The organism is Pseudomonas arabinosi, assembly GCF_047758675.1.
GTDB lineage: Bacteria > Pseudomonadota > Gammaproteobacteria > Pseudomonadales > Pseudomonadaceae > Aquipseudomonas > Aquipseudomonas arabinosi.
Window position 1 is genome coordinate 5,548,698 of sequence record NZ_CP180480.1, and the last position, 25,886, is coordinate 5,574,583.

Here is a 25,886-nt window from a genome sequence, read left to right on the forward strand (position 1 = left end):
TTCCATCGGCCACTAAAAAGCCCCGCCTGGTGATCCAGGCGGGGCTTTTTTATGTCTGTGGTTCTGTCATTGCAGGTAGATCAATTTCTCTGGCACATCCACATCCCACAACACCCCAGGATCGTCCACGGCCACCTCGACCACCCTCGCCTGCGCAAACAACGCCTTGGCCCCTCGATCACCGGACAACGCCATCAACGCCGGACCGAAACTGCGCCCAAATCCCACCGGATGCCCATACTCGCCTTGATGCACCGGAACGCTGACGGCGTCATCAGCAATCCCCGCCACCACACGTTCAATACTCGACGGCAAGATAAACGGCATATCCCCCAGCACAATCAGCCAGCCGCCGAGCTGCGGACACGCCGCCACCCCGGCCGCGATGCTGTCACCCATGCCGGTCGATTCGATCAGCACAATCTCACAACCATAAGCCTTGGCCATACGGATCACTTGCGGTCGATCGACAGTGGTCACCAGGACGCGCTTCTCAAGGGAGGCCGGCACATTCACCAGCACTTGCTCGATCATCGAATGCACAGCGCCCTCGCGCCCCGTACAATCCGCCACCAGCTTGTCCTTCTCTGCACCGGCCTCCTGTCGAAACCGACTGCCCTGCCCCGCCGCCAGCACGATGACGCCGATGGGTTCGCTCATACGACCTCCTGCAACGGCTTCTTCTGTTTGAGCTCGACGCCGTTCTTGATCGCCACGATTTCGGCCAGCAGCGACAAGGCGATTTCCGCCGGGGTGTGGCTGCCGATGTGCAAACCGATCGGACCATGCAGCCGTTCGATTGCCTCAGGTGACAAGCCTAGCTGAGCGAGGTTATCCCGGCGCTTAAGGCTGTTGACCCGGGAACCCAGCGCACCGACATAAAACGCTTTGGAGTCCAAAGCCGTGAGCAGCGCCATGTCATCGAGTCGAGGATCGTGGGTCAGCGCGACGATGGCCGTACGCTCGTCAGTCTGGATGCTGAGCACCGCTTCATCGGGCATACCCGAAACAAATCGCCCGTGCTGCTCTTCCCAGCCATAAACAAACTCGGTGCGCGGATCGCAGATCAGCACTTCGAAATCCAGCAAACGTGCCATCTCGGCGACATAACGGGACAACTGCCCCGCACCGATCAGCAACAGCCGCCAACGCGGACCGTAAATGGCCCGCAGCGTCTTGCCATCGAACGTCAGCACATCCGTCTTGTCAGCCGGCTGCAGAATGACTTCACCCGTCTCGACACAGAGTGAGCGAGCCACGATTTCATGCGCCTCGCAGCGCACCAGCAACTCGGCGACCCAAGCCGGATCGCCGACCCGCTCCTCGGTCAGGCGCAAGGTGCCGCCGCACGGCAAACCGAAGCGTGCCGCCTCCTCACGGGTGACGCCGTAGGTGATCAATTGCACCGGCGGCCCATCGGCTGGAATACGACCGTCGTGCAGCCGGGCAATCAAATCGTCTTCGACACAACCACCGGACACCGAGCCAATCACCACGCCATCTTCACGCAAGGCCAACATGGCGCCAGGTGCCCGAGGCGCGGTGCCCCAGGTCTGGACCACGCTGTACAACACCACCCGCTGACCGGCGCGGCGCCATTCCAGCACGCTGCGCAGGACGTTCAGATCGACGCTGTCCATCAGGCTTGCGCCTTCTGCCAACCTTGCAGCTGATAGCGAACCGGCAGGTCACGGATGCGCTTGCCGGTGGCGGCAAAGATTGCGTTGCACAGTGCCGGCGCAATCGGTGGCACGCCCGGTTCACCGACACCGCCCAATGGCACATCACCCGGTGGCGTGACCAGATGAACCGCGACCTCCTTCGGCGCCAGGGACATGCGCGCCACTTCGTACATGTGGAAGTTGTCCTGCTGGACCTTGCCGTCCTTGAAGCTGATTTCCCCCAGCACAGCATTGCCCAACCCCATCACGCAGGCGCCTTCGAACTGTGAACGGATCCGCTCGGGATTGATCTGCGGACCGCAATCCACCGCGATGTCGGCCTTGTGCACGATCAGGGTGCCGTCGTCTTTGACTTCGACCTCGATCACCGCCGCCACATAGGTCACGAAACTGTAATGAACTGCCAGCCCCAGGCCTCGGCCCTTGGGCAACTCGCGCCCCCAACCGGAAGCTTTCGCAGCGGTTTCCAGCACCGTGCGCATCCGCGCCGTGTCGATCGGGTAACGCTCAGGGGATTCGCCGTAGTTCCACTCTTCACTCAAGGTGCGCGGATCGATCTGCCGGTCTGGGCCGAGCAATTTGATCTGGTACTTGAGCGGATCCTGGCCGGCCTTGTGCGCCAGCTCATCGACAAAGCTCTGAATCGCAAACCCGTGAGGAATGTTCGACACCGAGCGATACCAGCCGACGCGGGTATGGACCGTCGCTTCCGGGTTTTCCAGGCGCACGTTGGGAATCGCGTAAGCCATGTTGGTAAAACCCATGCCCAGCTCGAAGGCCGCCTCATGGTTCATGCCCGGCGCAAACAACGCGGTGATGCTCGGCGCCACGGTGCGGTGCAACCAGCCGGACGGCAGGCCGTCCTTGTTCAGGCTGGCTTTCAGGTATTCGGCCGACACCGTGTGGAAATAGGAACAGTGGATGTCGTCTTCACGGGTCCATTGCACCCGCACTGCCTTGCCAGGGAATTCCTTGGCAAGGATGGCGGCTTCGATGATGAAGTCCGGTTTGGATTTACGACCGAAACCGCCGCCCAGCAAGGTGACGTTAAAGGTGACGTTATCGAACGGAATGCCGAGGCGTTCGCCAATTCGTTCCCGGGAGACTTGGGGTGCCTGGCTTGGGGCCCAGGCTTCGCACACACCGTCCTTGAAGCGGGCGATGGCGACCATCGGTTCCATCGGCGCCTGCGTGAGGTGCGGCAGGTAATAGGACGCTTCGAGCGTGCTGTTGGCACTGCCCATGGCTTCGTCGATGTTGCCGGTATTGCGCACCACTTTGCCGGGTTTGAGGGATGCTGCCTCAATTTCCTTGCGGTAGGCGATCGAGTCGTAACTGGCGTTGGGGCCATCGTCCCACTCGATTTTCAACGCCTCGCGACCCTTGATCGCCGCCCAGGTATTACTGGCGACCACGGCAACACCGCCCAACGGCTGAAACTCCGACGGCAGCGGATGGCCTTCGATCTGCACGACCTTGATCACACCCGGGACTTTCATCGCGGCGCTGGAGTCGACGGACTTAACCTTGCCGCCGTACACCGCAGGGCGCGCAATGGTGGCGTAGAGCATGCCGTCGAAATGAACGTCTGCACCGTAAATGGCGCGGCCATTGACGATGTCGGCGCCGTCGATAGCCTTGGTGCCTTCCTTGCCGATATAGCGGAATTCCGACGGCTGCTTGAGCCGCAGGCTGTCACGCGCTGGCACTGCCAACGCACCGGCTGCAGCGGCCAAAGCGCCGTAACCCAATTCACGGCCGGACGGTTTATGGATGACTTTATGCAGCTGCGCATGGCATTCGCTGACCGGCACTTTCCACTGCTCTGCAGCCGCTTGTTCGAGCATGGTCCGCGCGGCAGCCCCGCAGCGACGCATCGGCTCGTACCAGTGGCGCATGCTGCGCGAGCCATCGGTGTCCTGGTTGCCGAAGCGCACTTCGTCGCCCGGCGCCTGTTGCACCTTCATCATCGCCCAGTCGGCTTCCAGCTCATCGGCCACCACCATCGTCAGGCTGGTGCGCACACCCTGGCCCATTTCCGAACGATTGCAGACCACGGTCACCATGCCGTCAGCGGCAATGCTGACGTAAACCTTCGGATCATCAATCCAGCCGTTGGGCATGCCATCGGCGCCGAACTTCTTCTCTTTCTCGGCAGCGAAAGCGTCTTGCCAGCCCCAGCTCGCCACCAGTACCAGCGCACCGGTGGCGCCAACGCCCTTAAGGAAACCACGGCGACTGAGGTTGCTCAGCGCGAAATCATTCGGTAACTGGCTCATGCCTTGGCCTCCTTCAGGTGAGTGGATGCCTGGCGGATGGCGGTCTTGATGCGGTTGTAAGTGCCGCAGCGGCAAATATTGCCGACCATCGCCTCTTCAATCTGTTCGTCGCTGGGGTTCGGGTTGGTCTTGAGCAGCGCCGTGGCGGACATGATCTGCCCGCCCTGACAGAAACCGCACTGGGCCACGGCGGTGTCGAGCCAGGCTTGCTGGACGACTTGCCCGACCGGGTCGGCGTGCAGGTTATCGATGGTGGTGACGTTCTGGCCGACTACCGAACCGATCGGCGTGATGCAACTGCGCGCCGGAGCGCCTTCGATATGAATGGTGCAGGCGCCACACAGGCCCATGCCGCAGCCGAATTTGGTGCCGTTGTAACCGGCCACGTCGCGGATCGCCCAGAGCAGCGGCATGTCCTCGGTAACGTCGAGTTGATGGTCTTGACCATTGAGCTTCAGGGTAATCATGGGCACGCCCGCATATTATTGGTTATGGGGTCGAGCAATCTGCCGCCAAGGGTTGGCGGTTGGCATCACGCAGATCGGCTCAGGCTAATGAGGCTCTCTTATGCGGGCGATAGCGCCTGCATCGGGCCTTTGGTGGAGCAAACGTTTGCATCGTTAGGTGGCTAAGTTAACCCAGCATTAACAAAAAAGCCCTGCACCGTTAAACGTGTGCAGGGCTTTGAGATCAGTCTTGAAAGCGTAGCCTCAATACCGATTGGGCTCCATTTCCAGGTCAACATGGAAACGTTCTGAAATGTCTTTCTGGATGCGTTGCGCCAGGTTCAGCAATTGCAAACCCGTCGCGTTCCCGTAGTTGACCAGCACCAGCGCCTGCAATTTATGCACGCCGGCATCGGCATCACGGAAACCTTTCCAGCCGGCCCGTTCAATCAGCCAGCCCGCCGCCAGTTTCATCTGCCCGTCGGGTTGCGCGTAGGCCACCAGATCCGGGTATTCACCTTTGAGTTGCGCGACGAGCGCCGCTGGCACCAAAGGATTCTTGAAGAAGCTGCCGGCATTGCCCAGCACTGCCGGGTCCGGGAGTTTTTCGTTGCGAATGCTGCAAATCGCCTGGCTGACATCGGTGGCGGTCGGGTGATCGATACCTTGCTCGGTCAGGCGCTGACGCACCGGGCCGTACTCCAGATGCAGATGCGCGGCGCGGTCCAGGATGAAACGAACCCGCAGGATCAACCAACGGCCCGGTTCCTGTTTGAACAGGCTGTCACGGTAGGCGAAGTTGCATTCTTCCAGGGTGAAGTCCCGCAGGTTGCCGGTCAGGCGATCCAGAGCGGTCAGGCCGGCGAATACGTCCTTGATCTCCACACCATAGGCGCCGATGTTCTGCATCGGTGCCGCGCCGACAGTGCCGGGGATCAGGCTGAGGTTTTCCAGGCCCGACAACCCCTGCGCCAGGGTGTGCTGCACGAACGGATGCCAAGGCTCGCCAGCCTCGGCTTCGATCACGACTTTGCTGCCATCATCGCTCAGGATGCGAATCCCGCGCGTGGCCATGCGCAGCACCAGCGACTGGATATCGGCCGTCAGCAGCAAGTTGCTGCCACCGCCAATCACCAGCAGCGGCACGTCATGTTCCACCGCATAAGCCAGGGCTTCACGCACATCGGCATCGCTGTGGGCTTCGGCAAACAGCCGGGCCTGAACGTCGACTCCAAAGCTGTTGAACGGTTTGAGCGATACCTGGGCGCGCACCTGCAAACTCATAACCGTCCCTTCAATTCGATCACCAGCAATTCACTGGCGCGCTCGATCAGGTCCAGCACCTGCTCGAAGCCTTGGTCGCCGTCGTAATACGGATCCGGCACTTCATCGATTTCCGACTGGTAGCGACGTAGGAACAGATCCAGCTCGGCCTTGCCCTTGGCCGGTTGCATGGCCTTCAGGTTGCGCAGGTTGCTGTGGTCCATCGCCAGAATCAGGTCGTAGGTGGCGAAATCGGCGCGGGACACTTGCTGGGCGCGCTGAGCGGACAGGTCATAACCGCGCAGCTTGGCCGCCGCCTGGCTGCGCTTGTCCGGGGCCTTGCCGACGTGCCAGTCACCGGTGCCAGCGGAGGCGACTTCGATTTGATCGGCCAGCCCCGCTTCACGCAGTTTGTGTCGCAACACGCCTTCAGCCGTGGGCGAACGGCAGATGTTGCCCAGGCAGACAAACAAAACCCGCATCAGGCCTCCAGCAGGCGACGAACGCGCTCAAGGTCTTCGACAGTATCGACGCCGGTCGGCGGTGCGATCAGCGCGTCGGCGACGTGAATCCGCACGCCGTGCCACAAGGCACGCAGTTGTTCCAGGGATTCGGTATTTTCCAGCCAGCACGGGCCCCAGCTGACGAAGTCATGCAGGAAACCGGCGCGGTAGGCATAGATGCCGATATGCCGACGATACGGCACGCCTTCCGGCAATTGCTCGCGGCTTTTGGCGAACGCGTCCCGGGCCCACGGCAACGTGGCACGACTGAAAGTCAGCGCCAGGCCATTAAGGTCACTGACAACCTTGACCACGTTGGGATTGAACAGGGTTTCCACGTCTTCGATCGGCTCGGCCAGCGTGGCCATGCGCGCTTCGGTGTGGGCGGCCAGGTTGGCCGCAACCTGATCGATCACACTCGGAGGGATCAGCGGTTCGTCACCCTGAACGTTGACCACAATGGCGTCGGGCCCCAAGCCCAGCTTCGCGGCGACTTCGGCCAAACGGTCGGTGCCGGAATTGTGATCTTCGCGGGTCAGCACCACTTCGGCGCCAAACCCGTTGCAGGCCTCGACGATGCGCGCATCGTCAGTGGCAACCACCACGCGCTGAGCACTGCTTTTGCTCGCCTGTTCCCAGACGTGCTGGATCATCGGCTTGCCGGCGATCAGCAGCAGCGGTTTGCCCGGCAAGCGGGTGGAGGCGTAACGCGATGGAATGACAACGGTAAAGTCTGTGGTCATTTATCCAGACGCTCGTCGGTGGTCAGGGTACGGGCTTCGGTTTCGAGCATCACCGGGATGCCGTCGCGAATCGGGTAAGCCAGGCCTGCGCCCTTGCTGATCAGCTCGGTTTTGTCGGCGCTGAGCTTGAGCGGGCCTTTGCAGACCGGGCAAGCGAGGATATCGAGCAATTTGGTGTCCATGAGCATTCCCTGGATAAATGGATTTAAGGCAAAAGACGAGCCGGCAACAGGCGCATCAGCTGCGTATCGAACCAGGCCACGAAGGCCGGCGATGGCGCAGCATCGACCGCCAGGTACCACCAATCGGCAGCGGCGAAGGCACGGCACTTCACCGCGTCCTTTTCGGTCATCACCAACGGCAATGACGGTGTGAAATTCAAGGCCTGCACGCTGTATTCGGCGTGGTCGGCAAACGCATGCGGAACTGGCTGCCAGTGTAGCGTTTCAAGGGTTGTGAAGAAACGCTGCGGATTGCCGATCCCGGCCACGGCGTGCAGCGCCTGGCCAGCGGGAAAGTGGTCGAGGGGACGCCGTTCACCGCTGTGCAGGTTGATCAATTCGGTGGGTTGAAGCTGGAAGGCAAAACCGCCGTCGCGATCAGCATCGGCACCGTTGTACAGCACCGCGTCGACGCTTTGCAGGCGCTCGGCCGGCTCACGCAATGGTCCGGCGGGCAGGCAGCGCTGGTTGCCCAAGCCGCGGGCGGCGTCGATCAGCACCAGTTCAAGGTCGCGGGCCAATCGGTAATGCTGCATGCCGTCATCAGACAGGATCAGGTCCAGTGGCTCACTCGCCAGCAGCGCTTTGACGGCGCTGCTGCGGTCCGGGTCGATCATCAACGGGACGCCGGTGCGCTGGACGATCAACAGCGGTTCGTCGCCTGCGATATCGGCGCTTTGATCCGCCTCAACCCGCCACGGCAATTGTGGCGGTTTGGCGCCGTAACCCCGACTGACCACGCCGACCCGCAAACCGCTGCGCTGACAGTGCTGGATCATCCACAGAATCAGCGGCGTCTTGCCGGTACCGCCGACGGTGATGTTACCGACCACGATCAGCGGCACCGGTGGTTGATAGATCTCGCCCTCACCCGCCAGAAAACGCTTGCGCTTGTTCATGACCACGCGCCGATACAGCCACTCCAGCGGCTGCAACAGCTTCAGGGCCGGATGACCTTGGTACCACGCGGCGAGCAAGCGATCGGACATGGCCATCAGGGCGCGGGCGGCGCCGCCTCGACAGTGGTCATGCGCAGGTGACTGAAACCGAGTTTACCGGCGGCGTCCATGGCTGTGATGACGGACTGATGCTGGGTCTTGCCATCGGCGCTGATGGACAGCGGCAGGTTGGTGTCGCCATTGGATTCTTTCTGTAGCGCGTCCATCAGCGTCGCCAGGTCGTTCTTTGGCAATACCTGATTATTCACCGAGAACGCGCCTTCGGCACTGATGGCAACGTCCAGGTGTTTGACCTGCTGGTCTTCGGCAGGCGAACCGCTGACCGCTTCCGGCAGATCGACGCGCAACTGGGTTTCACGGGTAAACGTGGTCGTGACAACGAAAAACAGCAGCAGGATAAACACCACGTCGATCAGCGACGCGAGGTTGATGTCTACCGTTTCCCGCGGTTTACGGCGGAATTTCACGCTTTGCCCCCATTCAGGTCAACATCACGGTCACCCTGTACCACCTCGACCAGTTTGATCGCTTCCTGCTCCATGCCCACCACAAGTTCATCGATGCGGCGTTGCAGGAACCGGTGGAAGAATACCGCCGGGATGCCGACCATCAGGCCCGCGGCCGTGGTGATCAGGGCCTTGGAAATACCACCGGCCAGCACCGCAGCGTTAGTGCCCATGCCCGTGCCCATGAACGCGCTGAAAATGTCGATCATACCGAGCACCGTCCCCAACAGACCCAGCAACGGGGCCATGGCGGCGATGGTGCCCAACGCGTTGATGTAGCGTTCGAGCTCGTGAACCACTCGCGCGGCGGCTTCTTCTATGCACTCTTTCATGATCTCGCGACCATGCCTGGAGTTGGCCAGGCCAGCAGCCAGGATCTCGCCCAACGGCGAGTTGGCGCGCAGCTCCTTGAGTTTGTCTTTATTGAGTTGTTTGTCCTTGATCCAGACCCAGACCTGCCCGAGCAAATGCTCCGGGGTCACACGGCTGGCTCGCAGGGTCCAGAGACGTTCGGCGACGATCGCCATGGCTGCGATGGAACTCAGAATGATCGGTATCATCATCCATCCGCCGGATTTGACCAATTCCCACACAGTGACAGTCCCCTCGAAAAAGTGCGCCACTCTAACATAGGGGGTGAGCACACCGAAGACTGTGATGTCGCATCCAGTCGGTCTTTAATCACTTCGGGTTACTGCGCAGAGCGCCAGAAACGCCGTTCTTGACGCATCGTCCATGGCGGCTTGAAGCGTCCCAGTTGCAGACGGATGGCACCCTGCTCGGCGCTGTCATGGATCGATATGCCACGCTTTCGATAGCGCGCCATGATCGTGGGATGGGGATGACCGAATGAATTTCCCTGACCGCGGGAGATCAACACCGCCTGGGGCTGCAACGCGGCAAGCAACGCCATGGAAGATGAACTGCGACTGCCATGGTGCGGCGCCTGCAACCAATCAGTGGTGACGGCCAGTGGACTGTCGAGCAGCGCCCGCTCGGCTGCGGCATCTATATCACCTGTCAGTAACAGACGTTCACCGTTGGCCTCTATCTGCAGGACGCAGGATTTTTGATTGCTGTCGCTGGCCGAAGACCATTGCCAGAGCTGGAACCTCACATCATCCCAGACCCATTGCTTGCCGCTTTCGCAGCCTTCTGCCTGCAACTCGACCGGCAGCGCCAGGGGATCGCCACTGACCACCCGTTTCACCGGCAGGCCATTGGCAACAGCCCGGGCGCCGCCCGCATGATCGGCGTCGGCATGGCTGATCAGCATCAAGTCGAGCCCCTCCACGCCCAGTTTGCGTAATGCCGGCAGCACCACCCGCTCGCCCAGGTCGAAATCGCCGAAACGTGGCCCGGTGTCATACAACAGTGTGTGATGACGGGTGCGCACCAGGATGGCCAAACCCTGGCCGACATCCAGCTGCCAGACTTCGGCGATGCCTTCAGGCAAGACCTGCCGGGGCGGAAAAACCAGCAACAGCAGCATCGGCCAACCCAACGAGCGAAACGGCAGACCCCGAGGCATTAATAGTAGAAAGGCACCAAGTGTTCCCAGTGCCCATATCCACAACGGGATCGCCACCGGCACCCACGCGGGCAATTGCCCGGCCATCAGCGTCAGGCCCTTGAACAAAAGGTCGATCAAACCTCCTGCCAACCACAGCAACCCATCGCCTACATAAGGAAGAGGCAACAACAACGTACCCAGCAATGCCGGAGGCAGCACGACCAGGCTGATCCATGGCACCGCGAGCAAATTGGCCACCGGCCCGCTGAGACTGATCGGCAACCCGAGCACCAGCAGCAACGGGCACAGACCGATCGCGATCAGCCATTGGGCGCGGGTCCACGTTTGCCACCAACGCCATGGGCCCAGCCGACCACCGAAGGTGAAGATCAATACCGCCACCGCCGCGAATGACAACCAGAATCCAGGTTGCAGACTCGCCAGCGGGTCGAGCAGCAAAACACCGTCGAGCGCCAGTAACAGCGGCCACCAGGCGCCGAGGTGACGAAATCGCAGGCGCCACAACAGCACCAGGCCGATCATCACGCAGGCCCGCCGCACCGGCACCTCGAAACCGGCCAGCAGCCCGTAACCGAGAGCGGCCACGAACGCCAGCCCACAGGCCCACGGCAACCAAAGCAAGCGTTTCGGCCACAGGCCATAACGGGCCAATCCGGCGATCAGCAAATACACCAGCCCTGCCAACAACCCGATGTGCTGTCCGGAAATCACCAACAGATGGACGGTGCCGGTGTCTTGCAGCACCTGCCAGTCTTCGCGACTCAGTCCGGCGCCGTCCCCCAGCACCAACGCCGTCAGCGCACCTGTTCGCCCTTGGGCGTCCACGGCCTGCAAACGCTGGCGGATGCCGTCGCGCCAGGCCCATTGGGCTTCCTTGAGTCGCTGGCCATCCTTGACCGTCCCGGTAGCGCCGATGCGTTGCGCCAGCAACCAGGCGTCGTAATCGAAGGCATGTGGATTGAGCAGCCCCGCAGGACGCTTCAACTTGACCGCCAGTCGCCACTGTTCGCCGCTGTTGACCGGCGGCCCGTCATACCAGGCCAGGCGCAGCCGTTTCGGTACCTTGCCGTTTCGGTACCTTGCCGTGTCGCGACCGGGCGTCCGCCAACTCGAAACGCACGACGGCCTCATTGTTCTGGGGCAATCCCGTCACCCGACCTTCGACCCAACGGGTTTCGCCATCGAGGCTCACCGGCAGCCGATCATCCAGCGCCCACTGAGCATTCGCGCCTGCCCAACTGAAGCCAAACAGGAAGAATGCCAGTGGATAGCTGCGAAACGGCAGCAACATCAAACCGATGACCGGCAGCAATATCCATAACCAGACCGGCGGTAATACCGGTAAAAAACGCAGGATCAACAGACCCAACGCCAGCGCCATCATCCCTGTGCGCATACGCCCGTCCTTGAGAGTCCCCTCCTAGGCATAGCCGGCTAATCGCACAGGCATCGTTATTAATTGTCACAAAGTCTGAATGGGCGGCTCATAGAATCCAGACATACTTGCCGCCTTAACCGACCGAGAAGCCTTATGCCCCGGCGCTTATTCAAACGTTACATGCCAGACCCGATCAGCATCAGGGAACACAAGTCCTTACGCTTTCTCGGCACCCTGCTGCATGACCCGAACCTCTGGCACCTCAACCGCCATTCCGTCGCACGGGCCATGGCTGTGGGTCTGTTTGCGGCGTTTCTGCCGATTCCGTTGCAGATGCTGCTCGCCGCCATTCTCGCCATCATCGTGCGCGGCAACTTGCCGATTGCGGTCAGCCTGGTCTGGTTGACCAACCCGATCACCATGCCGGCGGTGTTCTTCTGCACTTACCAGACCGGTGCCTGGCTGATGGACGTTCCTGCCCGCCATTTGCCGGACGAGCTGACCTGGGAATGGATCAGCGGCGAACTCTCGACGCTTTGGCAGCCGTTTTTACTCGGCTCGGTGGTGACGGGACTGGTGCTCGGCGCGCTCGCCTATTGCCTGACCATGATGTACTGGCGCTGGTGGGTCGGGCGGCAGTGGCGGCGGCGGCAGAAGAAACGGATGCAGTAAACGCAAAACGGCCTCCACAGTGGGAGGCCGTTGTTTTTTGCGGTGTATGGACTGACGCCATCGCGAGCAAGCTCGCTCCCACAGGGGATCTTCGTTACGACATAGATCCAGTGTGGGAGTGAGCTTGGTCCGGGCGGCGTTCCGACGATGCAGGCGACTTGGTATCTCTTAGGTACGCATCCCGCGGCCACTGACCAGCAGCCGTGCACAACCGATATACAACACCACAGTCGCCACCAGCATGAAGGTGATCGCTACGCTGATCCTGATGTCCGAAACGCCAAGAATGCCGTAACGGAAGGCGTTGACCATGTGCAGCACCGGGTTGGCCAGGGACACGGTCTGCCAGAACGGTGGCAGCAAGGAAATCGAGTAGAACACCCCGCCCAGGTAGGTCAGCGGTGTCAGCACAAACGTCGGGATGATCGAGATGTCATCGAAGTTGCGCGCAAACACGGCGTTGATGAAGCCCAGCAGCGAGAAGATCGTTGCCGTCAGCACCACCACCAGAATGGTCACGCCCAGGTGATGCACCTGCAACTCGGTGAAGAACAGCGACAGCAGGGTCACGATGAGCCCGACCATCAAGCCGCGCAGCACGCCGCCCAGGGTGTAGCCGATCAGAATCGTATGCGGCGACACGGGCGACACCATCAATTCTTCGATGGAGCGCTGGAACTTGCTGCCGAAGAAACTCGAGACCACGTTGCCGTAGGAGTTGGTGATCACCGACATCATGATCAGCCCCGGCACGATGTACTCCATGTAGGTGAAACCACCCATGTCACCGATCTGCCGGCCGATCAGATTGCCGAAGATGACGAAGTACAGAACCATGGTGATGGCCGGCGGCAGCAGCGTCTGCGGCCAGATCCGGGTAAAGCGTTTGACCTCTCGGTAAACGATGGTGTTGAGGGCAACGAGGTTGGGTTGCAGCTCGGAACTCATACCGCCACCTTCGACAGATTTTTCTCCACCAGGGACACGAACAACTCCTCGAGGCGATTGGTTTTGTTACGCAGGCTCAACACTTCGATGTTCTGCTGCGCCAATTGGGTGAACAGCGCGGTGATGCCCATGGCCTTGTCGACCTGAACTTCAAGGGTGTGGCTGTCGAGCAGCTTGGTCGGGTAACCGAGCAACTGCGGCACGGTTTGCAAAGTGTTTTTCAGGTCGAGCAGGAACGTTTCCACATGCAGTTGGCCGAGCAACTGTTTCATGCTGGTGTTCTCGACGATGGTGCCGTGGTCGATAATGCCGATGTTGCGGCACAGCTGCTCAGCCTCTTCCAGGTAGTGGGTGGTGAGGATGATGGTGATGCCTTTCTTGTTGAGCTCAGTGAGGAACGTCCACATCGAGCGACGCAGTTCGATGTCCACACCCGCCGTCGGTTCGTCGAGGATCAGCAGGCGCGGTTCGTGAACCAGCGCTCGGGCGATCATCAGTCGACGCTTCATGCCGCCAGACAGCGAACGCGACGGCGTATCGCGCTTGTCCCACAGGCCCAGTTGGGTCAGATACTGCTCGGCGCGTTCCTTGGCGATTTTCGGCGGGATGCCGTAATAACCGGCCTGGGTCACAACAATATCGAAGGTTTTTTCGAACTGGTTGAAGTTGAATTCCTGAGGCACCACGCCGATGGAGCGCTTGAGCTGCGCAGGATTCTTGTCCAGGTCGTGACCGAAGATATTCACCGTCCCGCTGGTCTTGTTCACCAGGGTCGAGAGAATGCCGATGGTCGTGGATTTGCCGGCGCCGTTGGGGCCGAGCAAGGCGAAAAAGTCACCTTCGGCGACGTCCAGATCGATACCACTCAGGGCCTGGAAACCGTTGCCGTAGGTTTTGGTTAGCTGCCGGATGGACAGAGCGGAACTCATATCGGATTTACGCACCAAGAAGGGAAGAAAGGGACAAATAAGGGCGGGCGGCGACCAATACAACCGCGGCGCATGAGCGCAATGGTGCTTGTCGCCGCCACACAAGTACAGTCAAGTGTGTCGATAGTGAGTATTAAGTCAACGCGGTCATAACCGCTTTCTGATACGCCGGACGCTGTTTCAGACGTGCATACCAGGCTTGCAAATGAGGCTGCGGTGCGCGCTCGATCGGCATCTCGAACCAGGCATAAATGAAACTGCCCAGAGGAATGTCGCCCATGCCGATCTCATCGCCGGACAGGTACGGTTGGGTCGCCAACGCCTGATCGGCCATGGACAGCAGGCCATCGCACTCCTTGATCGCAGCGTTGATGGCCGGCCAGTCCTGCTTGTCTTCCGGCGTGCGCAATACGCCCCAGAACACCGTGCGGAACGGCCCGGCAAAACTTGAAGTGGTCCAGTCCATCCACTTGTCGGCAGAAGCCCGGGCCTGCAGATCCTCTGGATACCAGGCGGTGCCGTTGGCGTGGCGAGCCATCAGGTAACGCACGATGGCGTTGGATTCCCACAGCACGAAACCCTCGTCTTCAATCACCGGCACGCGACCATTGGGGTTCATCGCGCGGTACTCCGGCGTATCAACCACACCAAAGGCGCCACCGGCGTCGATGGCCTCATAGGCCAGGCCCAGCTCCTCGGCGGCCCACAAAGGTTTTCTGACATTCGACGAGTTTTTCCGACCCCAGATCTTCAGCATGACCGCCTCTTTATGAATGAATGCGCAGGCAGCATACGCCGGATCAGGCGCGACTCAAATCGCTCTGCATGTCACCCAGCAGCACGGGCAGTGTGTCGCTGAACAGATGCGGATAGCACTTCTCCAGGTGCTCGAAAAAGAACGTTTCAGGCACGTCGGTGAACTGGCCGTGGTCGATCAGGTATTCCATCAATGGCTCGCCGTCGCGATTGAACGGATGGAAAACGCTGTCGTTGATGCCGTCGAATTCCAGTGGTGCGACATTGAACAGTTCGCACAAGCCTTGGTTGAACGCTGGCGTGGCTTTGACCCAGCGGTCGTTCAGGTAAAGCTCCGTATAACCGTGCATGGCGAACACGTCGCTCTTGAGCAGTTCAAGCAGCCGTGGCGTCGACAAATGATTGCGCACATCCGCCAGACCGATCCGCGCGGGAATCCCGCAATGTCGGGCTGCACCTGCCAGTAGCGTGGCTTTGGGCACGCAATAACTCTCCCCCGCTGCCAACGCATAACTGCCGCACAAGGTATCCGGGTCGCGACTGAAGGTGTAAGGGTTGTAACGCACGGCTTCGCGCACGGCGTAATAGAGATTGATCGCCTGCTCTAGAGGATCGCGACGACTGCCGCGATGTTTTTCGGCGAACTCCACCAACGACGGGTGGTCACTATCGATGAAGCGGCCGGCACTCAGATACTCGTGCATGAGAACAATCTCCTGGGGGAGCCACGAGTCTAGCGACACGTTCAGCACAGAGATAACGACGTTTCGGCCAAACATGGGCGCTTTGCCGCCCGCCCAACGAACGATTTCCGCGGCCTGTTGCCCACCGGGCCTACAAAACTCATCCATGGTTTCCCACGAATTCAATCACATCGCTCTGACCACCCTGTTTTGCGGATGCCGTCTAAGCTCTGAACGTTGGTTTTGCCCTGGTTTCACGGAGGATTAAATATGCTGCTGTTGTGGATACTGGTTCTGGTTGTCGGGATTGCTTATTTAGCCCACCGACGCATCGCTCCACTGCCTGCCTTGGGTATCGTTGCCGTCTACCTGGTGGCGATGGGTGTTTTCAGCCACGCGCCAGGCTGGCTGTTGCTGGTTTTCTGGGTGTTGATCGCGGCCGCGGCTGCGCCATTGTTGTTGCCCGACCTGCGCCGCAAATTTTTCAGCGCGCCGCTGTTCAGCTGGTTCCAGAAAACCCTGCCGCCGATGTCGGAAACCGAACGCGATGCCATTGAAGCCGGCACCGTGTGGTGGGACGGCGAACTGTTCAGCGGTCGCCCGGACTGGAACAAACTGCTGTCCTATCCAAAAGCGCAGTTGAGCGAAGAGGAACAGGCCTTTATCGACGGCCCGACCGAAGCACTCTGCGCCATGGTCAGCGACTGGCAGATCGGTCAAACCATGGACCTGCCTCCCGAAGCCTGGGCCTACATCAAGGAAAACGGCTTCTTTGCCCTGATCATTCCCAAGGAGTTCGGCGGCAAAGGTTTCTCCGCCTACGCCCACTCCCAGGTGGCGATGAAACTGGCGACCCGCAGCGGCGACCTTGCCTCTACCGTGATGGTCCCCAACTCCCTCGGTCCGGCCGAACTGCTGCTGCATTACGGCACCGACGAGCAACGCAACCACTACCTGCCACGACTGGCGCGCGGCGATGACATCCCGTGCTTCGCACTGACCGGGCCACTGGCCGGCTCTGATGCGGGCTCCATGCCCGACACCGGGGTGATCTGCAAAGGTGAATGGGAAGGCAAGGAAACGTTGGGCCTGCGTCTGAACTGGGAAAAGCGTTACATCACACTGGGTCCTGTCGCCACGCTGCTCGGCCTCGCATTCAAGGCCTATGACCCGGATCACTTGCTGGGTGAGGAGGAAGACCTGGGGATCAGTCTGGCGTTGATTCCGACCGATACCGCCGGTGTCGAAATCGGCCGCCGCCACTTGCCGTTGGGCGCGTCATTCATGAACGGCCCGAACTCCGGCAAAGATGTCTTTGTACCGCTGGAGTTCCTCATCGGCGGCCAGGAAATGCTCGGCAAAGGCTGGATGATGCTGATGAACTGCCTGTCGGTCGGGCGTTCGATTTCGTTGCCAGCGGTCGGCACCGGCGCCGCCAAGTTCACCAGTCTGGTGACCGGCCAGTACGCTCAGGTCCGTGAACAATTCAATGTTCCACTGTCGGCCTTCGAAGGTATTCAGGAAGCGATGGCCCGTATCGGCGGCAACGCCTGGATGATGGACGCCGCGCGGATGCTCACCGCCAATGCGGTGGATTTGGGCGAGAAACCATCGGTGCTGTCGGCGATTCTCAAGTACCACCTCACTGAACGCGGCCGCGAGTGCATCAGCCACGCCATGGATGTTCATGGCGGTAAGGCAATCATCATGGGGCCGAACAACTACCTCGGTCGCAGCTGGAATGGCGCGCCGATTTTCATCACCGTGGAAGGCGCGAACATTCTCTCGCGCAACCTGATGATTTTCGGTCAGGGTGCGATTCGCTGCCATCCCTTCGTGCTTAAGGAAATGGCTCTCGCCGGTCGTGAAGACAAGGACCAGGCACTCACCGAGTTTGATGGCCTGCTGCTCAAACACATCGGTTTCGCCGTGAGTAACGCCGCCAGCACGCTGGTGCTGAACCTTGGTTTCGGTCACTTCGAACACGCGCCAGGCGACAAGCTCAGCCAGGGTTACTTCCGCGCCCTCAATCGCCAGGCGGCTGCGTTCGCCATGCTCGCCGACTTGAGCATGATGCTGCTGGGCGGCGAATTGAAACGACGCGAACGTCTATCGGCGCGTCTTGGGGATGTGCTCAGCAACATGTACCTCGCCTCCGCCGCACTCAAGCGTTACCACGACCTCGATTCACCGGAGCACATGGCACCGCTGTTTACCTGGGCCATGGAAGAAAGCCTGGGTCAGTCGGAACGAGCGCTGGATGAACTGCTGACCAACTTCCCGAACAAGGTGCTGGGTTGCCTGTTGCGGGTGATCGTGTTCCCGTTCGGTCGTCGTCACAAAGGACCATCGGACAAACTCGGCGCCGAAGTGGCGGCAGTGATCGGCCGTGCCAAGGGCGATCCGACCCTGGAAGAGTTGCTCGGCGGTTGCTACCGGCCGCAATCCACTGATGACCCGGTCGGCGCCCTGCAACATGCGTGTAACCTGCTGAGTGCCGCGCAACCGCTGCGCAAAAAGCTTCATGTCGCGCTCAAAAGCGGCCAGGTCAAACCGGTCGCCGGGGAACATGTCATCGATGCAGCGCTTGAGGCTGGCGTGTTGCAGCCTGGGGAAGCGCAGACCCTGCGTGAGGCCGAAACGGCGCGGCGCAAGGTGATTGATGTCGATGATTTCGACAAAAAGGAACTGGCGCTGGGCAAAGGAAAGGTCCGCTGATCCAGCCAGCGTCCTCTACACATGTAAAAAAGGGCGCGGGGGCTTTATACTCCCGCGCCCGTTTTGCTCTTGAGGACTTATCTCGTGTCCAATGTCGTTGCCGATCATCTTGTCTTGCTCGACCACCTGCGCAGCATCCTGGTCGCCGTAGGTGAGGCCGAACAGGTTCCCGAAGAAAGCCATGCCTTGTTCCTGGAGCGCTTCGACGAACTGCGTGCGTTGCTGCCGGTCGATCCGATCGAAAGCCAATACCTGGGCCAGGACATTCTGTGCCAGGTGATTACCCGCTATCCGCAAATCGCTCACCTGGTCCCGCGCGACCTGCTGTGGTACTTCGCCGGTGACTGCCTGCATTACATGCCCGACGATGAAATCGACTTGTATCAGGCGCTGGAAGAACGTCGTTTCGAAGCTGAACAAAACGACGAGCCGTTCGACTGGAACCAGGAAAAACAGCTGCTGGCGATGTCGAAAGACGACAGCAAGCACTGATCCTCGGTCAGAAATGCAAAAGGCCCGCATGGTTGAACATGCGGGCCTTTTTTGTGGCATTGCCGAAAGATGTGGTGGCTGGGCTGACGCCATCGCGAGCAAGCTCGCTCCCACAGGGGATCTCCATTGATTGCAAAATTTGTATCCAACACCGATTAAATGTGGGAGCGGCGGTGCGACGGTTCGACTTGCCCGCGAAGGCGTCTGTCAGAGCAACCCATCACTCTCGGGCAACTCATACTCTGCTGCGCCCCTGCCCAACGCATTTGGCTTACCCGGCTTGCCCAAGGTCGGCTCCCTTTCCAGGCACTCCACCAGATAGTCGATCAGCACCCGTAACTTCGGTGGCAGATAACGTGTCGGCGAATGCAGCAGCCAGGCACCGCCGTGGTAAGACGCCAGGAAAGTCCAGTCCGGCAACACCTGCACGATCAGCCCCTGCTCCAGCGCATAACGTGCGGTGAAGTACGGCAGGCTGCCAATCCCGATGTGCTGCAACACCGCGCCCAACCGCACACCAGTGTGATTGGCCGCATAACGTCCGCGCACGCCAACGGTGACAGCCTTGGTGCCTTTCTTGAATTTCCAGCGTGCATCGCTCGGGGTTTCGCCCAGATAGATACAGCTGTGGTTGAGCAAGTCGTGGGGATGGGTCGGTGTGCCGTGTTCGGCCAGGTATTGCGGCGTTGCACAGAGCATATGATCGATGGTGAGCAATTGCCGACCGACCAGACCAGCAGGTGGCCGATCTGTAATACGAATCGCCAGATCAACGTTGTCGTCGATCAAATCCACCTGGCGGTCCTCAAGTAACAGCTCCACATCCACTTTGGGATAGCGACGCAAAAATTCCGGCATATGCGGATGAATCACGAAGCGCCCTACCGCCTTCGGCACACTGACGCGCACCAGTCCTTCCGCGTCATGGGTGAACTGGCCGCTGATCTCCATCACCGATTTGGCCGCGCTGACCATTTCCTGGCAACGCTTGAACACTTCTTCGCCACCGTCGCTCAAGCGCAACTTGCGCGTGGTTCGCTGCAGCAAACGGGTGGCGAGCGCCTTCTCCAGGCGCGAAATGCTGCGACTGACCGCCGAGGGTGAAGAACCCAACTGGCGAGCGGCCTCGGAGAAGCTGCCGGTCTCGACAACCTTGACGAAGATCGCCATTTCGCCGAGCAACGGGAGTGGAAGATTTATGCTCACAGCGCAACAGTCCTTTGAGGTTTGAACGGATTATCACGCAATTCCACGCTCCATATAATAAAAATTAGAATTGTTAATAAGGGCATGGACTATGACGCTTCGCCTCTTTTTCCATAGTGATGACCTCAAGGCCAATGTGGAAGTCCTGGATTGCACGCCCCACGAGAACGAATTTGCCGTAGTGCTGCGCGCCACGTTGTTTCATCCCCAGGGCGGTGGACAGCCCTTTGACACCGGCTGGATCGGCGAAAGCCGGGTCCTGCGGGTTGTTCAGGATCCGGACCGGATCATTCATTTCGTCGAACATCCGGTAAAACCGGGCATGACTCAGATTCGGGTCGACGAACAACGCCGTCAGTTCAATTCACGCATGCATTCCGCCGGCCACTTGATCGGCCACATCGTCCAGGCCATGGGCTGGATGCCAATCAAGGCTCATCACTGGCCGGGCGAAGGACGCGTGCAATTCAAACCGGCAGAGTCGGCAAAAGAGGTCGATGCCGAGATGATTCAGCACGGCATCGAGCAGTGGATCGCCAGTGATCTGCCACGCCTGACATCGATGCGTGAAGGCGCCCGGGAAATCGGTTTCGGTGACCTGCCCGCCTACGGCTGCGGCGGCACCCATGTACGAAGCCTGAAGGATTTGGGCACGGTCACGATCGCTTCCCTTTCACTGAAGAAGGGAACGTTGTCAGTCCACTACAGCGTGGATTGAGCATTTGGGCGATGCCGTTCCTGTCATCGCCTGACGCTGGGAGAACCTGCGGTCGCGGGTTCTGTTGACTATCTGATAGATGGACCTAAGACATGATGCTTGACGTCGAGCGTCTCGATGAGACGTGCATAAAAAAACTGGCCAACGAAGAAGTCCTCGCCATCCGCGTCAAAGGCTTGTTGCCCAAGCCGCTGGCGATTCAGATTGGCGACAAGATCCTCGCCCCGGGTTTTGAAGGCTATATCAATGCGCCGAGCATCGGTCGCATCGGCATGGCGTTTTATGAAGCGGAAAACCAGCCGCTGCTGATCGAAGATTATTTCGAACGCGCCACCCGCAACATTGCGGAATTGCGCAACCGGTGTGCGCCCTTTTCGTCCCCCGTCGACACCCTGCGCTGCATGCTCGACGAGTCCTGGCCGGCGGGTGCGCACCTGGAAAATCTCTACGGTCGCAAGATGTATGTCGGGCTGTCCCGGGTGGTGAAACCCGGGATTTGTTTTCTGGCCCACCACGACATTTTCGCCAAGGACGCCCCGGACAGTTACCAGGCCAGAAGCCTGGAAGCGCAGTTCGCCTGCAATGTTTACCTGAACATGCCCGCCGAGGGCGGTGCACTGCAGATGTGGGACCACGACATCTCCCCGGACCAGTTCGACGAAATGCGTGGCGACAGTTACGGCATCGATCCGGCTCTGCTCGGAACACCGACCCTGGAGATTCTTCCCGAGCCGGGTGATTTCATCATGTTCAATTCGCGCTGCATGCACTCGGTGACACCGGGCGTGGCCGATCCGCGCTTGAGCCTTTCGTTCTTTGTCGGCTATCGCGGCAATGCTTCACCCCTTACTTTCTGGAGTTGAGATGCTTTCGAATTACCTGGGCGAGTTTCTAGCGCTGGCGACTATTCACTTTCTGGCCGTGGTTGCACCCGGACCGGACTTCGCAGTGACCATCCGTCAGAGCGTGCGCTTCGGTCGACTGGTCGGGATTTGCACGGCGCTGGGCATCGGCGCGGGCATTTCCGTGCATGTGCTTTACACCTTGCTCGGCGTCGGCGCGCTGATGCACACGACACCTTGGCTGCTGACGGTGGCCAAGGTTGTGGGTGGTGCTTACATTTTGTACCTCGGTGTCAGCCTGTTGCGCAGCAAGCCCAAGAACGTGCTGGAAGGCGACAAGGGCGCAGACGAGCCGGTTATCGAGCAAACGTTGCTGAAGGCCTTTACCACCGGTTTCCTGACCAACGCGACCAACCCGAAAGCCACACTGTTTTTCCTGGCGATCTTCACCACCATCATCAGCGCCACAACGCCACTGAAGATCCAGGCGCTTTACGGAATCTGGATGTGTTTTGTGAATGCGCTGTGGTTTGTAATCGTCGCGCTGTTCTTTTCCAGCGCCCGGGTACGGCTGCTATTCATGCGCATGGGCCACTGGTTCGAACGCACGATGGGGGTGATTCTGATCCTGTTCGCCGGCCGCTTGATTTTATCGATGTAAAACCTGCGCACACGCAAAAGGCCCGCTCAGTCGGCTGACGGGCCTTTTTCGTTTCTGCGTCGCTTTTGCATTTCTGTGCGACAGATCTCACTTCCGGGACTCCCGAACTCCTCACTCGTGGTGTTAGTTTGGGAACGTTTTCTTGCCCCATCGATCAGAAACTTCTCACAAACGCCTGCAAAGGAATGCCCTCAGCAATGAATTTCTCACTCAAGCACCTGGCCGCGTCGACCCTGATACTGGCCAGCCTTTCGTCGTTCACCCTGACAGCGCACGCCAACATCACCCCGCAACAGAGCGCGGCCATCCTCAAGACCTTCAGCGACGCATCGGTAACGGATTTCAGGCAATTCCTGGGAGACCTGGCCAAAAGCGACCTTGGCAAAACCGACGACCTCGGCCCGGCCATCAGTGCCTTTCTCGACAACAAGACCCTTTCCCCCGACCAACAGAACGAGATCCATCGCCTGCTCGGCCTCTATGCACGCGTGAAGTACGGCAGCGCCGCCACCGAGACCCTGCGCGAGTTGGTGGCCATCCCGACCTTCCGTGTGGATGGCGTTGCCCAGCACGACAATCCTGAATTCATCAAGATCGCCGACAAGATCAAGGGCCTTGCCCAGTCCTTCAACCTGAACTTCCGCAACATCGACAACCGCGTCTATGAAATCTCCCTGGAAGGCAGTGGCGAGGAAGTCGTGGGCATTCACGCGCATGCCGATGTGGTGCCCGTGACGCCGGAGAACTGGGTCCTGAAAGACGGCACCCGACTTGATCCGTTCAAGGTCACTCTGATCGGCGACCGCATGTATGGCCGGGGCACCGAGGATGACAAGAACGGCATTGTGGTGTCGCTCTACGCCATGAAGGTCATCAAGGAAGAGAAGCTGCCGCTGGCCAGGAATTTCAAGCTGCTGGTCGACACCACCGAAGAAACCACCGGCGACGCCATCCCTTATTACTTCGAAAACAACCCGACACCCAACTACAACCTGGCGCTGGATGGTGGCTACCCGGTGGTGATTGCCGAGAAAGGCTACGGCACCGTCATGGCGAACTTTGCCAAGCGTAAGGCAGAGGGCAAGGGCGCTGAAATCATATCGATGACGGGCGGCATGGCCACCAACCAGATTCCGTCGACATCGGTCGCCACCCTTTTGAGTGACAAACCTGCTGAATTGGCCGCCAGCCTGCAGAAGGCCGGTAGCGATTATGCCAAGCGCAATGGCGGCAACTTCGAGGTAACCGCCACGGTCGTCGGCAAGGACGTCAAGCTGACGGTCACCGGCGTTTCGGCCCACTCCTCCGAGCCCGAGTCAGGTGTTAACCCGGTGGCCAGGATGCTGGACTTCATCCACAGCCTTGATGGCAAAGTCGCGCTCAAGCACAACCACATTACCGATGCCGCCCGCTATGCGGCCGACAACTGGGGACTGGATTACCTGGGCGGCAAATTGGCGGTCGGCTTTTCCGATGCCTTCATGGGACCGTTGACCACTTCCCTGACCTATGTCGGGATGGATGAGAAAACCTTCAAGCTCGCGGTCAACCTGCGGGTGCCAAAGGGTAAGTCGCCGGAAACGCTCAAGACCGAAATCGCCGACAAGCTTGATGCCTGGAGCAAGAAGACCCACGTCGCGGTAGCCTTCGACTACTCGATCGCCGAGCCGATGTTCCGCAACCCTGAGGGTGAATGGGTCAAGGCCCTGCTGGCCGTGGCCACCGAAAACCTTGGTATGGAGCACAAGTTCGGTACTTCTGCCGGCGCCACCTCAGTCCATGAACTGCCCAATGGCGTGCAATTCGGCTTGGCCAGGCCCGAAGTCAAGTACACCGGCCACACCGACAACGAGTTCAAGACCGTCGACCAGTTCCTGCTGGATCTGCAGATCGTGACCGAGATGATGGGACGCATCGGGCAGTTGCCGAAACTCTGATCTCCCTTTCGGACCCGCTATGTTGGCGGGTCCGACGCTTTGATCGTCTTGATTCCAACACAAGCAAAAAAAGGACCTTAAGGTCCTTTTTCATGAATAACGCACAAACAAAAACGCCGCTCATTGCTGAGCGGCGTTTTCGTTAAATATGGAGCGGGAAACGAGACTCGAACTCGCGACCCCGACCTTGGCAAGGTCGTGCTCTACCAACTGAGCTATTCCCGCAAATGGCGTCCCCTAGGGGACTCGAACCCCTGTTACCGCCGTGAAAGGGCGGTGTCCTAGGCCACTAGACGAAGGGGACACGCTAACTGAAACACATGGTGTGTATTTCAGTGCCCAAATCCGCATCCTAAGATGCTGGTTCTGGTTTCACTCAGCCCTGCCCGAAAGCAACGCTGTTTAAAATTGGAGCGGGAAACGAGACTCGAACTCGCGACCCCGACCTTGGCAAGGTCGTGCTCTACCAACTGAGCTATTCCCGCATTGGCGTCCCCTAGGGGACTCGAACCCCTGTTACCGCCGTGAAAGGGCGGTGTCCTAGGCCACTAGACGAAGGGGACACACGTACAACATTCACTCCCTACCGCGTTTCGCTGTGTGCTTTACGCTGTAAGTGGCGCGCATTCTATGGATGGATTGAGGGGTCGTCAACCCCCAGATATAAATTTATTTAAATCAATGACTTCGCCCTGCTTTGAGACACTAATCCGGTCTTTCCGTCGCCCGGGGTTTGACGCCTATATTCTGGCACCCGCCAAGACGTTATAGTCCACCTACGCCAAAGATGATGGCAATGTGCACCTCGCACGCTATTACTTATATAAGCAGGAACGCGGCCGATACAGGCAGTGCAGTAGCCGATTCAACTCGCTGAGCGGCGCTATGCGTCCCAATGCCAAGCCACTACACTCGCACGCGAACCCCATAAAGAGGTCTTACCGGTGACACCACTCATGATCACCCTGCTAGTCGTAGCCGGGATCGCACTATTGATCGCCATTGGCTACATGAACCATGTGGTGGAAAACAATAAGCTGGAAAAGGCCCGCGCCAAGGTTGAACTCAACGATCGTCTGCGTCGTTGCGGCGAAATCACCGAGACCTTTCCCGGCCAATTGATGACACCGGCACTCAAGCTGCTGTTGACCCGTCTGGAATTGAACGTCTGCCAACGCCTGCTCCATCTGGAAAAAACCAGCGCCAACCTCAAGGCACGGATTGGCGAACTGAGCGCGTTGGTCGGCCAGGGCGAATCGATCCCGGTCAACAACCCGCCGGCACCGATCCAGACCGAAGCCAAAGCCAAGGACGTACGCTTCCTGCTCGAAGCCCTGCACGGCCAGATCACCCGCGCCGCACAGGACGGCTTCCTGCCAACCAACGAAGCCAAACGCTGGATCCGCGAAGTTCGCCACATCCTGGTCCTGCTGCACATCGAATTCTTCAACAACCTCGGCCAACACGCCCTGCAACAGAACCAGCCCGGCCAAGCCCGCCTGGCATTCGAACGCGGCGTGCAATACCTGCGCAAACAGCAGGAACCAAAGGTCTACGCCGAACAACTGGAATACCTGGAAAAACTCCTGGCCCGCGCCAACGCACAAGTCATGGACAACATCGCCCCGGCAGAAGGCGAAGTGAACCAGCTGACCGAAGGCCTCAAAGACGTCGAGGCCGATGCAGACTGGAAGAAAAAAGTGATCTACGACTGATCAGAGAAAGTAGAAAAGCCACCTAAGCAGGTGGCTTTTTTTTGCGTTGAGTTTAATGGGCTGGTACAGCCGGAATAGAAAAGTCGACTATCAGC

Annotated in this window: 24 protein-coding genes, 4 tRNA genes and 1 pseudogene; 8 read left to right on the forward strand and 21 right to left on the reverse strand. The window is 59.5% G+C overall.

Annotated elements, in window-relative coordinates; all coding sequences use genetic code 11:
- Window positions 1-66: 66 nt before the first annotated feature.
- The 12 genes and pseudogenes from ACMXYJ_RS25780 to ACMXYJ_RS25835 all read right to left on the reverse strand — a co-directional run bounded on the left by ACMXYJ_RS25780 (window position 67) and on the right by ACMXYJ_RS25835 (window position 11,532).
- Window positions 67-660, reverse strand: a complete 594-nt coding sequence (locus ACMXYJ_RS25780) for a nucleotidyltransferase family protein (protein ID WP_415757446.1) — start codon at window positions 658-660, stop codon at window positions 67-69.
- Entirely contained in the window at window positions 657-1,640 is a 984-nt protein-coding gene (locus ACMXYJ_RS25785; RefSeq protein WP_415757447.1) for an XdhC family protein, read from the reverse strand. The genes ACMXYJ_RS25780 and ACMXYJ_RS25785 overlap by 4 nt, the downstream gene beginning before the upstream one ends.
- Window positions 1,640-3,961 carry a molybdopterin cofactor-binding domain-containing protein gene (locus ACMXYJ_RS25790; RefSeq protein ID WP_415757448.1) on the reverse strand — a complete coding sequence of 774 codons (2,322 nt, stop codon included), beginning with the start codon at window positions 3,959-3,961 and terminating at the stop codon, window positions 1,640-1,642. Before ACMXYJ_RS25790 ends, ACMXYJ_RS25785 begins: the two co-directional genes overlap by 1 nt.
- The gene (locus tag ACMXYJ_RS25795; RefSeq protein WP_008152370.1) at window positions 3,958-4,428 is read right to left on the reverse strand and encodes a (2Fe-2S)-binding protein; all 471 of its coding nucleotides are present in this window, start codon (window positions 4,426-4,428) and stop codon (window positions 3,958-3,960) included. Before ACMXYJ_RS25795 ends, ACMXYJ_RS25790 begins: the two co-directional genes overlap by 4 nt.
- Window positions 4,429-4,671: 243 nt before the next feature.
- Window positions 4,672-5,691, reverse strand: a complete 1,020-nt coding sequence (gene murB / locus ACMXYJ_RS25800) for a UDP-N-acetylmuramate dehydrogenase (RefSeq protein WP_415757449.1) — start codon at window positions 5,689-5,691, stop codon at window positions 4,672-4,674.
- Complete coding sequence (locus tag ACMXYJ_RS25805) at window positions 5,688-6,152, reverse strand: low molecular weight protein-tyrosine-phosphatase (RefSeq protein ID WP_415757450.1); 465 nt, start codon at window positions 6,150-6,152, stop codon at window positions 5,688-5,690. The genes murB and ACMXYJ_RS25805 overlap by 4 nt, the downstream gene beginning before the upstream one ends.
- Window positions 6,152-6,916: a 3-deoxy-manno-octulosonate cytidylyltransferase gene (gene kdsB / locus ACMXYJ_RS25810; RefSeq protein WP_415757451.1), complete on the reverse strand. Its 765-nt coding sequence runs from the start codon at window positions 6,914-6,916 to the stop codon at window positions 6,152-6,154. Before kdsB ends, ACMXYJ_RS25805 begins: the two co-directional genes overlap by 1 nt.
- Complete coding sequence (locus ACMXYJ_RS25815) at window positions 6,913-7,098, reverse strand: Trm112 family protein (protein ID WP_007945752.1); 186 nt, start codon at window positions 7,096-7,098, stop codon at window positions 6,913-6,915. The genes kdsB and ACMXYJ_RS25815 overlap by 4 nt, the downstream gene beginning before the upstream one ends.
- Window positions 7,099-7,121: 23 nt before the next feature.
- Window positions 7,122-8,132: a tetraacyldisaccharide 4'-kinase gene (lpxK, locus tag ACMXYJ_RS25820; protein WP_415757452.1), complete on the reverse strand. Its 1,011-nt coding sequence runs from the start codon at window positions 8,130-8,132 to the stop codon at window positions 7,122-7,124.
- A complete protein-coding gene (locus ACMXYJ_RS25825; protein ID WP_109633873.1) occupies window positions 8,132-8,563 on the reverse strand; it encodes an ExbD/TolR family protein in 432 nt (143 codons plus the stop codon). The genes lpxK and ACMXYJ_RS25825 overlap by 1 nt, the downstream gene beginning before the upstream one ends.
- Complete coding sequence (locus ACMXYJ_RS25830; protein WP_415757453.1) at window positions 8,560-9,195, reverse strand: MotA/TolQ/ExbB proton channel family protein; 636 nt, start codon at window positions 9,193-9,195, stop codon at window positions 8,560-8,562. The genes ACMXYJ_RS25825 and ACMXYJ_RS25830 overlap by 4 nt, the downstream gene beginning before the upstream one ends.
- 98 nt (window positions 9,196-9,293) lie before the next feature.
- Window positions 9,294-11,532 (reverse strand): annotated as a pseudogene (locus ACMXYJ_RS25835) (DNA internalization-related competence protein ComEC/Rec2).
- Between the two features lie 135 nt (window positions 11,533-11,667).
- Here ACMXYJ_RS25835 and ACMXYJ_RS25840 point away from each other — a divergent pair.
- Window positions 11,668-12,186: a DUF2062 domain-containing protein gene (locus ACMXYJ_RS25840; RefSeq protein WP_415757454.1), complete on the forward strand. Its 519-nt coding sequence runs from the start codon at window positions 11,668-11,670 to the stop codon at window positions 12,184-12,186.
- A 168-nt stretch (window positions 12,187-12,354) separates the two neighbouring features.
- On the opposite strand, the gene ACMXYJ_RS25845 is transcribed toward ACMXYJ_RS25840, so the two are convergent.
- The 4 genes from ACMXYJ_RS25845 to ACMXYJ_RS25860 all read right to left on the reverse strand — a co-directional run bounded on the left by ACMXYJ_RS25845 (window position 12,355) and on the right by ACMXYJ_RS25860 (window position 15,523).
- On the reverse strand, window positions 12,355-13,134 hold the full coding sequence (locus ACMXYJ_RS25845) for an ABC transporter permease (protein ID WP_010461900.1): 780 nt from the start codon (window positions 13,132-13,134) through the stop codon (window positions 12,355-12,357).
- Window positions 13,131-14,063 carry an ABC transporter ATP-binding protein gene (locus ACMXYJ_RS25850; protein WP_415757455.1) on the reverse strand — a complete coding sequence of 311 codons (933 nt, stop codon included), beginning with the start codon at window positions 14,061-14,063 and terminating at the stop codon, window positions 13,131-13,133. The genes ACMXYJ_RS25845 and ACMXYJ_RS25850 overlap by 4 nt, the downstream gene beginning before the upstream one ends.
- A 133-nt stretch (window positions 14,064-14,196) precedes the next feature.
- On the reverse strand, window positions 14,197-14,820 hold the full coding sequence (locus ACMXYJ_RS25855) for a glutathione S-transferase family protein (RefSeq protein ID WP_415757456.1): 624 nt from the start codon (window positions 14,818-14,820) through the stop codon (window positions 14,197-14,199).
- Window positions 14,821-14,863: 43 nt separating this feature from the next.
- A complete protein-coding gene (locus ACMXYJ_RS25860) occupies window positions 14,864-15,523 on the reverse strand; it encodes a transglutaminase-like domain-containing protein (RefSeq protein WP_415757457.1) in 660 nt (219 codons plus the stop codon).
- 249 nt (window positions 15,524-15,772) lie between these two features.
- On the opposite strand from ACMXYJ_RS25860, the gene ACMXYJ_RS25865 reads away from it, so the two are divergent.
- Together ACMXYJ_RS25865 and ACMXYJ_RS25870 are read left to right on the forward strand one after the other, a co-directional pair.
- Complete coding sequence (locus ACMXYJ_RS25865) at window positions 15,773-18,220, forward strand: acyl-CoA dehydrogenase (protein WP_415757458.1); 2,448 nt, start codon at window positions 15,773-15,775, stop codon at window positions 18,218-18,220.
- Between the two features lie 84 nt (window positions 18,221-18,304).
- Window positions 18,305-18,712, forward strand: a complete 408-nt coding sequence (locus ACMXYJ_RS25870) for a PA2817 family protein (RefSeq protein WP_008152400.1) — start codon at window positions 18,305-18,307, stop codon at window positions 18,710-18,712.
- A 207-nt stretch (window positions 18,713-18,919) separates the two neighbouring features.
- Here ACMXYJ_RS25870 and ACMXYJ_RS25875 read toward each other — a convergent pair whose 3' ends face one another.
- Entirely contained in the window at window positions 18,920-19,918 is a 999-nt protein-coding gene (locus ACMXYJ_RS25875; RefSeq protein ID WP_415757460.1) for a LysR family transcriptional regulator, read from the reverse strand.
- 91 nt (window positions 19,919-20,009) lie between these two features.
- Here ACMXYJ_RS25875 and ACMXYJ_RS25880 point away from each other — a divergent pair, with 91 nt between their 5' ends.
- From ACMXYJ_RS25880 to ACMXYJ_RS25895, 4 genes are all read left to right on the forward strand, one after another.
- Window positions 20,010-20,636 (forward strand): alanyl-tRNA editing protein, encoded by a 627-nt coding sequence (locus ACMXYJ_RS25880; RefSeq protein WP_415757461.1) that lies wholly within the window; start codon window positions 20,010-20,012, stop codon window positions 20,634-20,636.
- 92 nt (window positions 20,637-20,728) lie between these two features.
- Window positions 20,729-21,499 carry a 2OG-Fe(II) oxygenase gene (locus ACMXYJ_RS25885; protein WP_415757462.1) on the forward strand — a complete coding sequence of 257 codons (771 nt, stop codon included), beginning with the start codon at window positions 20,729-20,731 and terminating at the stop codon, window positions 21,497-21,499.
- Window position 21,500: 1 nt separating this feature from the next.
- Window positions 21,501-22,139 carry a LysE family translocator gene (locus ACMXYJ_RS25890; RefSeq protein ID WP_415757463.1) on the forward strand — a complete coding sequence of 213 codons (639 nt, stop codon included), beginning with the start codon at window positions 21,501-21,503 and terminating at the stop codon, window positions 22,137-22,139.
- Between the two features lie 197 nt (window positions 22,140-22,336).
- On the forward strand, window positions 22,337-24,076 hold the full coding sequence (locus ACMXYJ_RS25895; RefSeq protein ID WP_415757464.1) for a dipeptidase: 1,740 nt from the start codon (window positions 22,337-22,339) through the stop codon (window positions 24,074-24,076).
- A gap of 149 nt (window positions 24,077-24,225) precedes the next feature.
- Here ACMXYJ_RS25895 and ACMXYJ_RS25900 read toward each other — a convergent pair.
- From ACMXYJ_RS25900 to ACMXYJ_RS25915, 4 genes are all read right to left on the reverse strand, one after another.
- Window positions 24,226-24,301, reverse strand: a tRNA-Gly gene (locus tag ACMXYJ_RS25900).
- 3 nt (window positions 24,302-24,304) lie between these two features.
- A tRNA-Glu gene (locus ACMXYJ_RS25905) sits at window positions 24,305-24,380 on the reverse strand.
- Between the two features lie 105 nt (window positions 24,381-24,485).
- A tRNA-Gly gene (locus tag ACMXYJ_RS25910) sits at window positions 24,486-24,561 on the reverse strand.
- 2 nt (window positions 24,562-24,563) lie between these two features.
- Window positions 24,564-24,639 (reverse strand) — tRNA-Glu (locus ACMXYJ_RS25915).
- 393 nt (window positions 24,640-25,032) lie between these two features.
- On the opposite strand from ACMXYJ_RS25915, the gene ACMXYJ_RS25920 reads away from it, so the two are divergent.
- On the forward strand, window positions 25,033-25,791 hold the full coding sequence (locus ACMXYJ_RS25920) for a hypothetical protein (RefSeq protein WP_415757465.1): 759 nt from the start codon (window positions 25,033-25,035) through the stop codon (window positions 25,789-25,791).
- The last annotated feature ends 95 nt before the right edge of the window (window positions 25,792-25,886 follow it).

Bases quoted from the DNA above. Each gene is read 5' to 3' on its own strand.
- ACMXYJ_RS25780 (WP_415757446.1), bottom strand. From the start codon at position 660: ATGAGCGAACCCATCGGCGTCATCGTGCTGGCGGCGGGGCAGGGCAGT.
- ACMXYJ_RS25785 (WP_415757447.1), bottom strand. From the start codon at position 1,640: ATGGACAGCGTCGATCTGAACGTCCTGCGCAGCGTGCTGGAATGGCGC.
- ACMXYJ_RS25790 (WP_415757448.1), bottom strand. From the start codon at position 3,961: ATGAGCCAGTTACCGAATGATTTCGCGCTGAGCAACCTCAGTCGCCGT.
- ACMXYJ_RS25795 (WP_008152370.1), bottom strand. From the start codon at position 4,428: ATGATTACCCTGAAGCTCAATGGTCAAGACCATCAACTCGACGTTACC.
- murB (WP_415757449.1), bottom strand. From the start codon at position 5,691: ATGAGTTTGCAGGTGCGCGCCCAGGTATCGCTCAAACCGTTCAACAGC.
- ACMXYJ_RS25805 (WP_415757450.1), bottom strand. From the start codon at position 6,152: ATGCGGGTTTTGTTTGTCTGCCTGGGCAACATCTGCCGTTCGCCCACG.
- kdsB (WP_415757451.1), bottom strand. From the start codon at position 6,916: ATGACCACAGACTTTACCGTTGTCATTCCATCGCGTTACGCCTCCACC.
- ACMXYJ_RS25815 (WP_007945752.1), bottom strand. From the start codon at position 7,098: ATGGACACCAAATTGCTCGATATCCTCGCTTGCCCGGTCTGCAAAGGC.
- lpxK (WP_415757452.1), bottom strand. From the start codon at position 8,132: ATGGCCATGTCCGATCGCTTGCTCGCCGCGTGGTACCAAGGTCATCCG.
- ACMXYJ_RS25840 (WP_415757454.1), top strand. From the start codon at position 11,668: ATGCCCCGGCGCTTATTCAAACGTTACATGCCAGACCCGATCAGCATC.
- ACMXYJ_RS25845 (WP_010461900.1), bottom strand. From the start codon at position 13,134: ATGAGTTCCGAGCTGCAACCCAACCTCGTTGCCCTCAACACCATCGTT.
- ACMXYJ_RS25850 (WP_415757455.1), bottom strand. From the start codon at position 14,063: ATGAGTTCCGCTCTGTCCATCCGGCAGCTAACCAAAACCTACGGCAAC.
- ACMXYJ_RS25855 (WP_415757456.1), bottom strand. From the start codon at position 14,820: ATGCTGAAGATCTGGGGTCGGAAAAACTCGTCGAATGTCAGAAAACCT.
- ACMXYJ_RS25860 (WP_415757457.1), bottom strand. From the start codon at position 15,523: ATGCACGAGTATCTGAGTGCCGGCCGCTTCATCGATAGTGACCACCCG.
- ACMXYJ_RS25865 (WP_415757458.1), top strand. From the start codon at position 15,773: ATGCTGCTGTTGTGGATACTGGTTCTGGTTGTCGGGATTGCTTATTTA.
- ACMXYJ_RS25880 (WP_415757461.1), top strand. From the start codon at position 20,010: ATGACGCTTCGCCTCTTTTTCCATAGTGATGACCTCAAGGCCAATGTG.
- ACMXYJ_RS25885 (WP_415757462.1), top strand. From the start codon at position 20,729: ATGATGCTTGACGTCGAGCGTCTCGATGAGACGTGCATAAAAAAACTG.
- ACMXYJ_RS25890 (WP_415757463.1), top strand. From the start codon at position 21,501: ATGCTTTCGAATTACCTGGGCGAGTTTCTAGCGCTGGCGACTATTCAC.
- ACMXYJ_RS25895 (WP_415757464.1), top strand. From the start codon at position 22,337: ATGAATTTCTCACTCAAGCACCTGGCCGCGTCGACCCTGATACTGGCC.
- ACMXYJ_RS25920 (WP_415757465.1), top strand. From the start codon at position 25,033: ATGATCACCCTGCTAGTCGTAGCCGGGATCGCACTATTGATCGCCATT.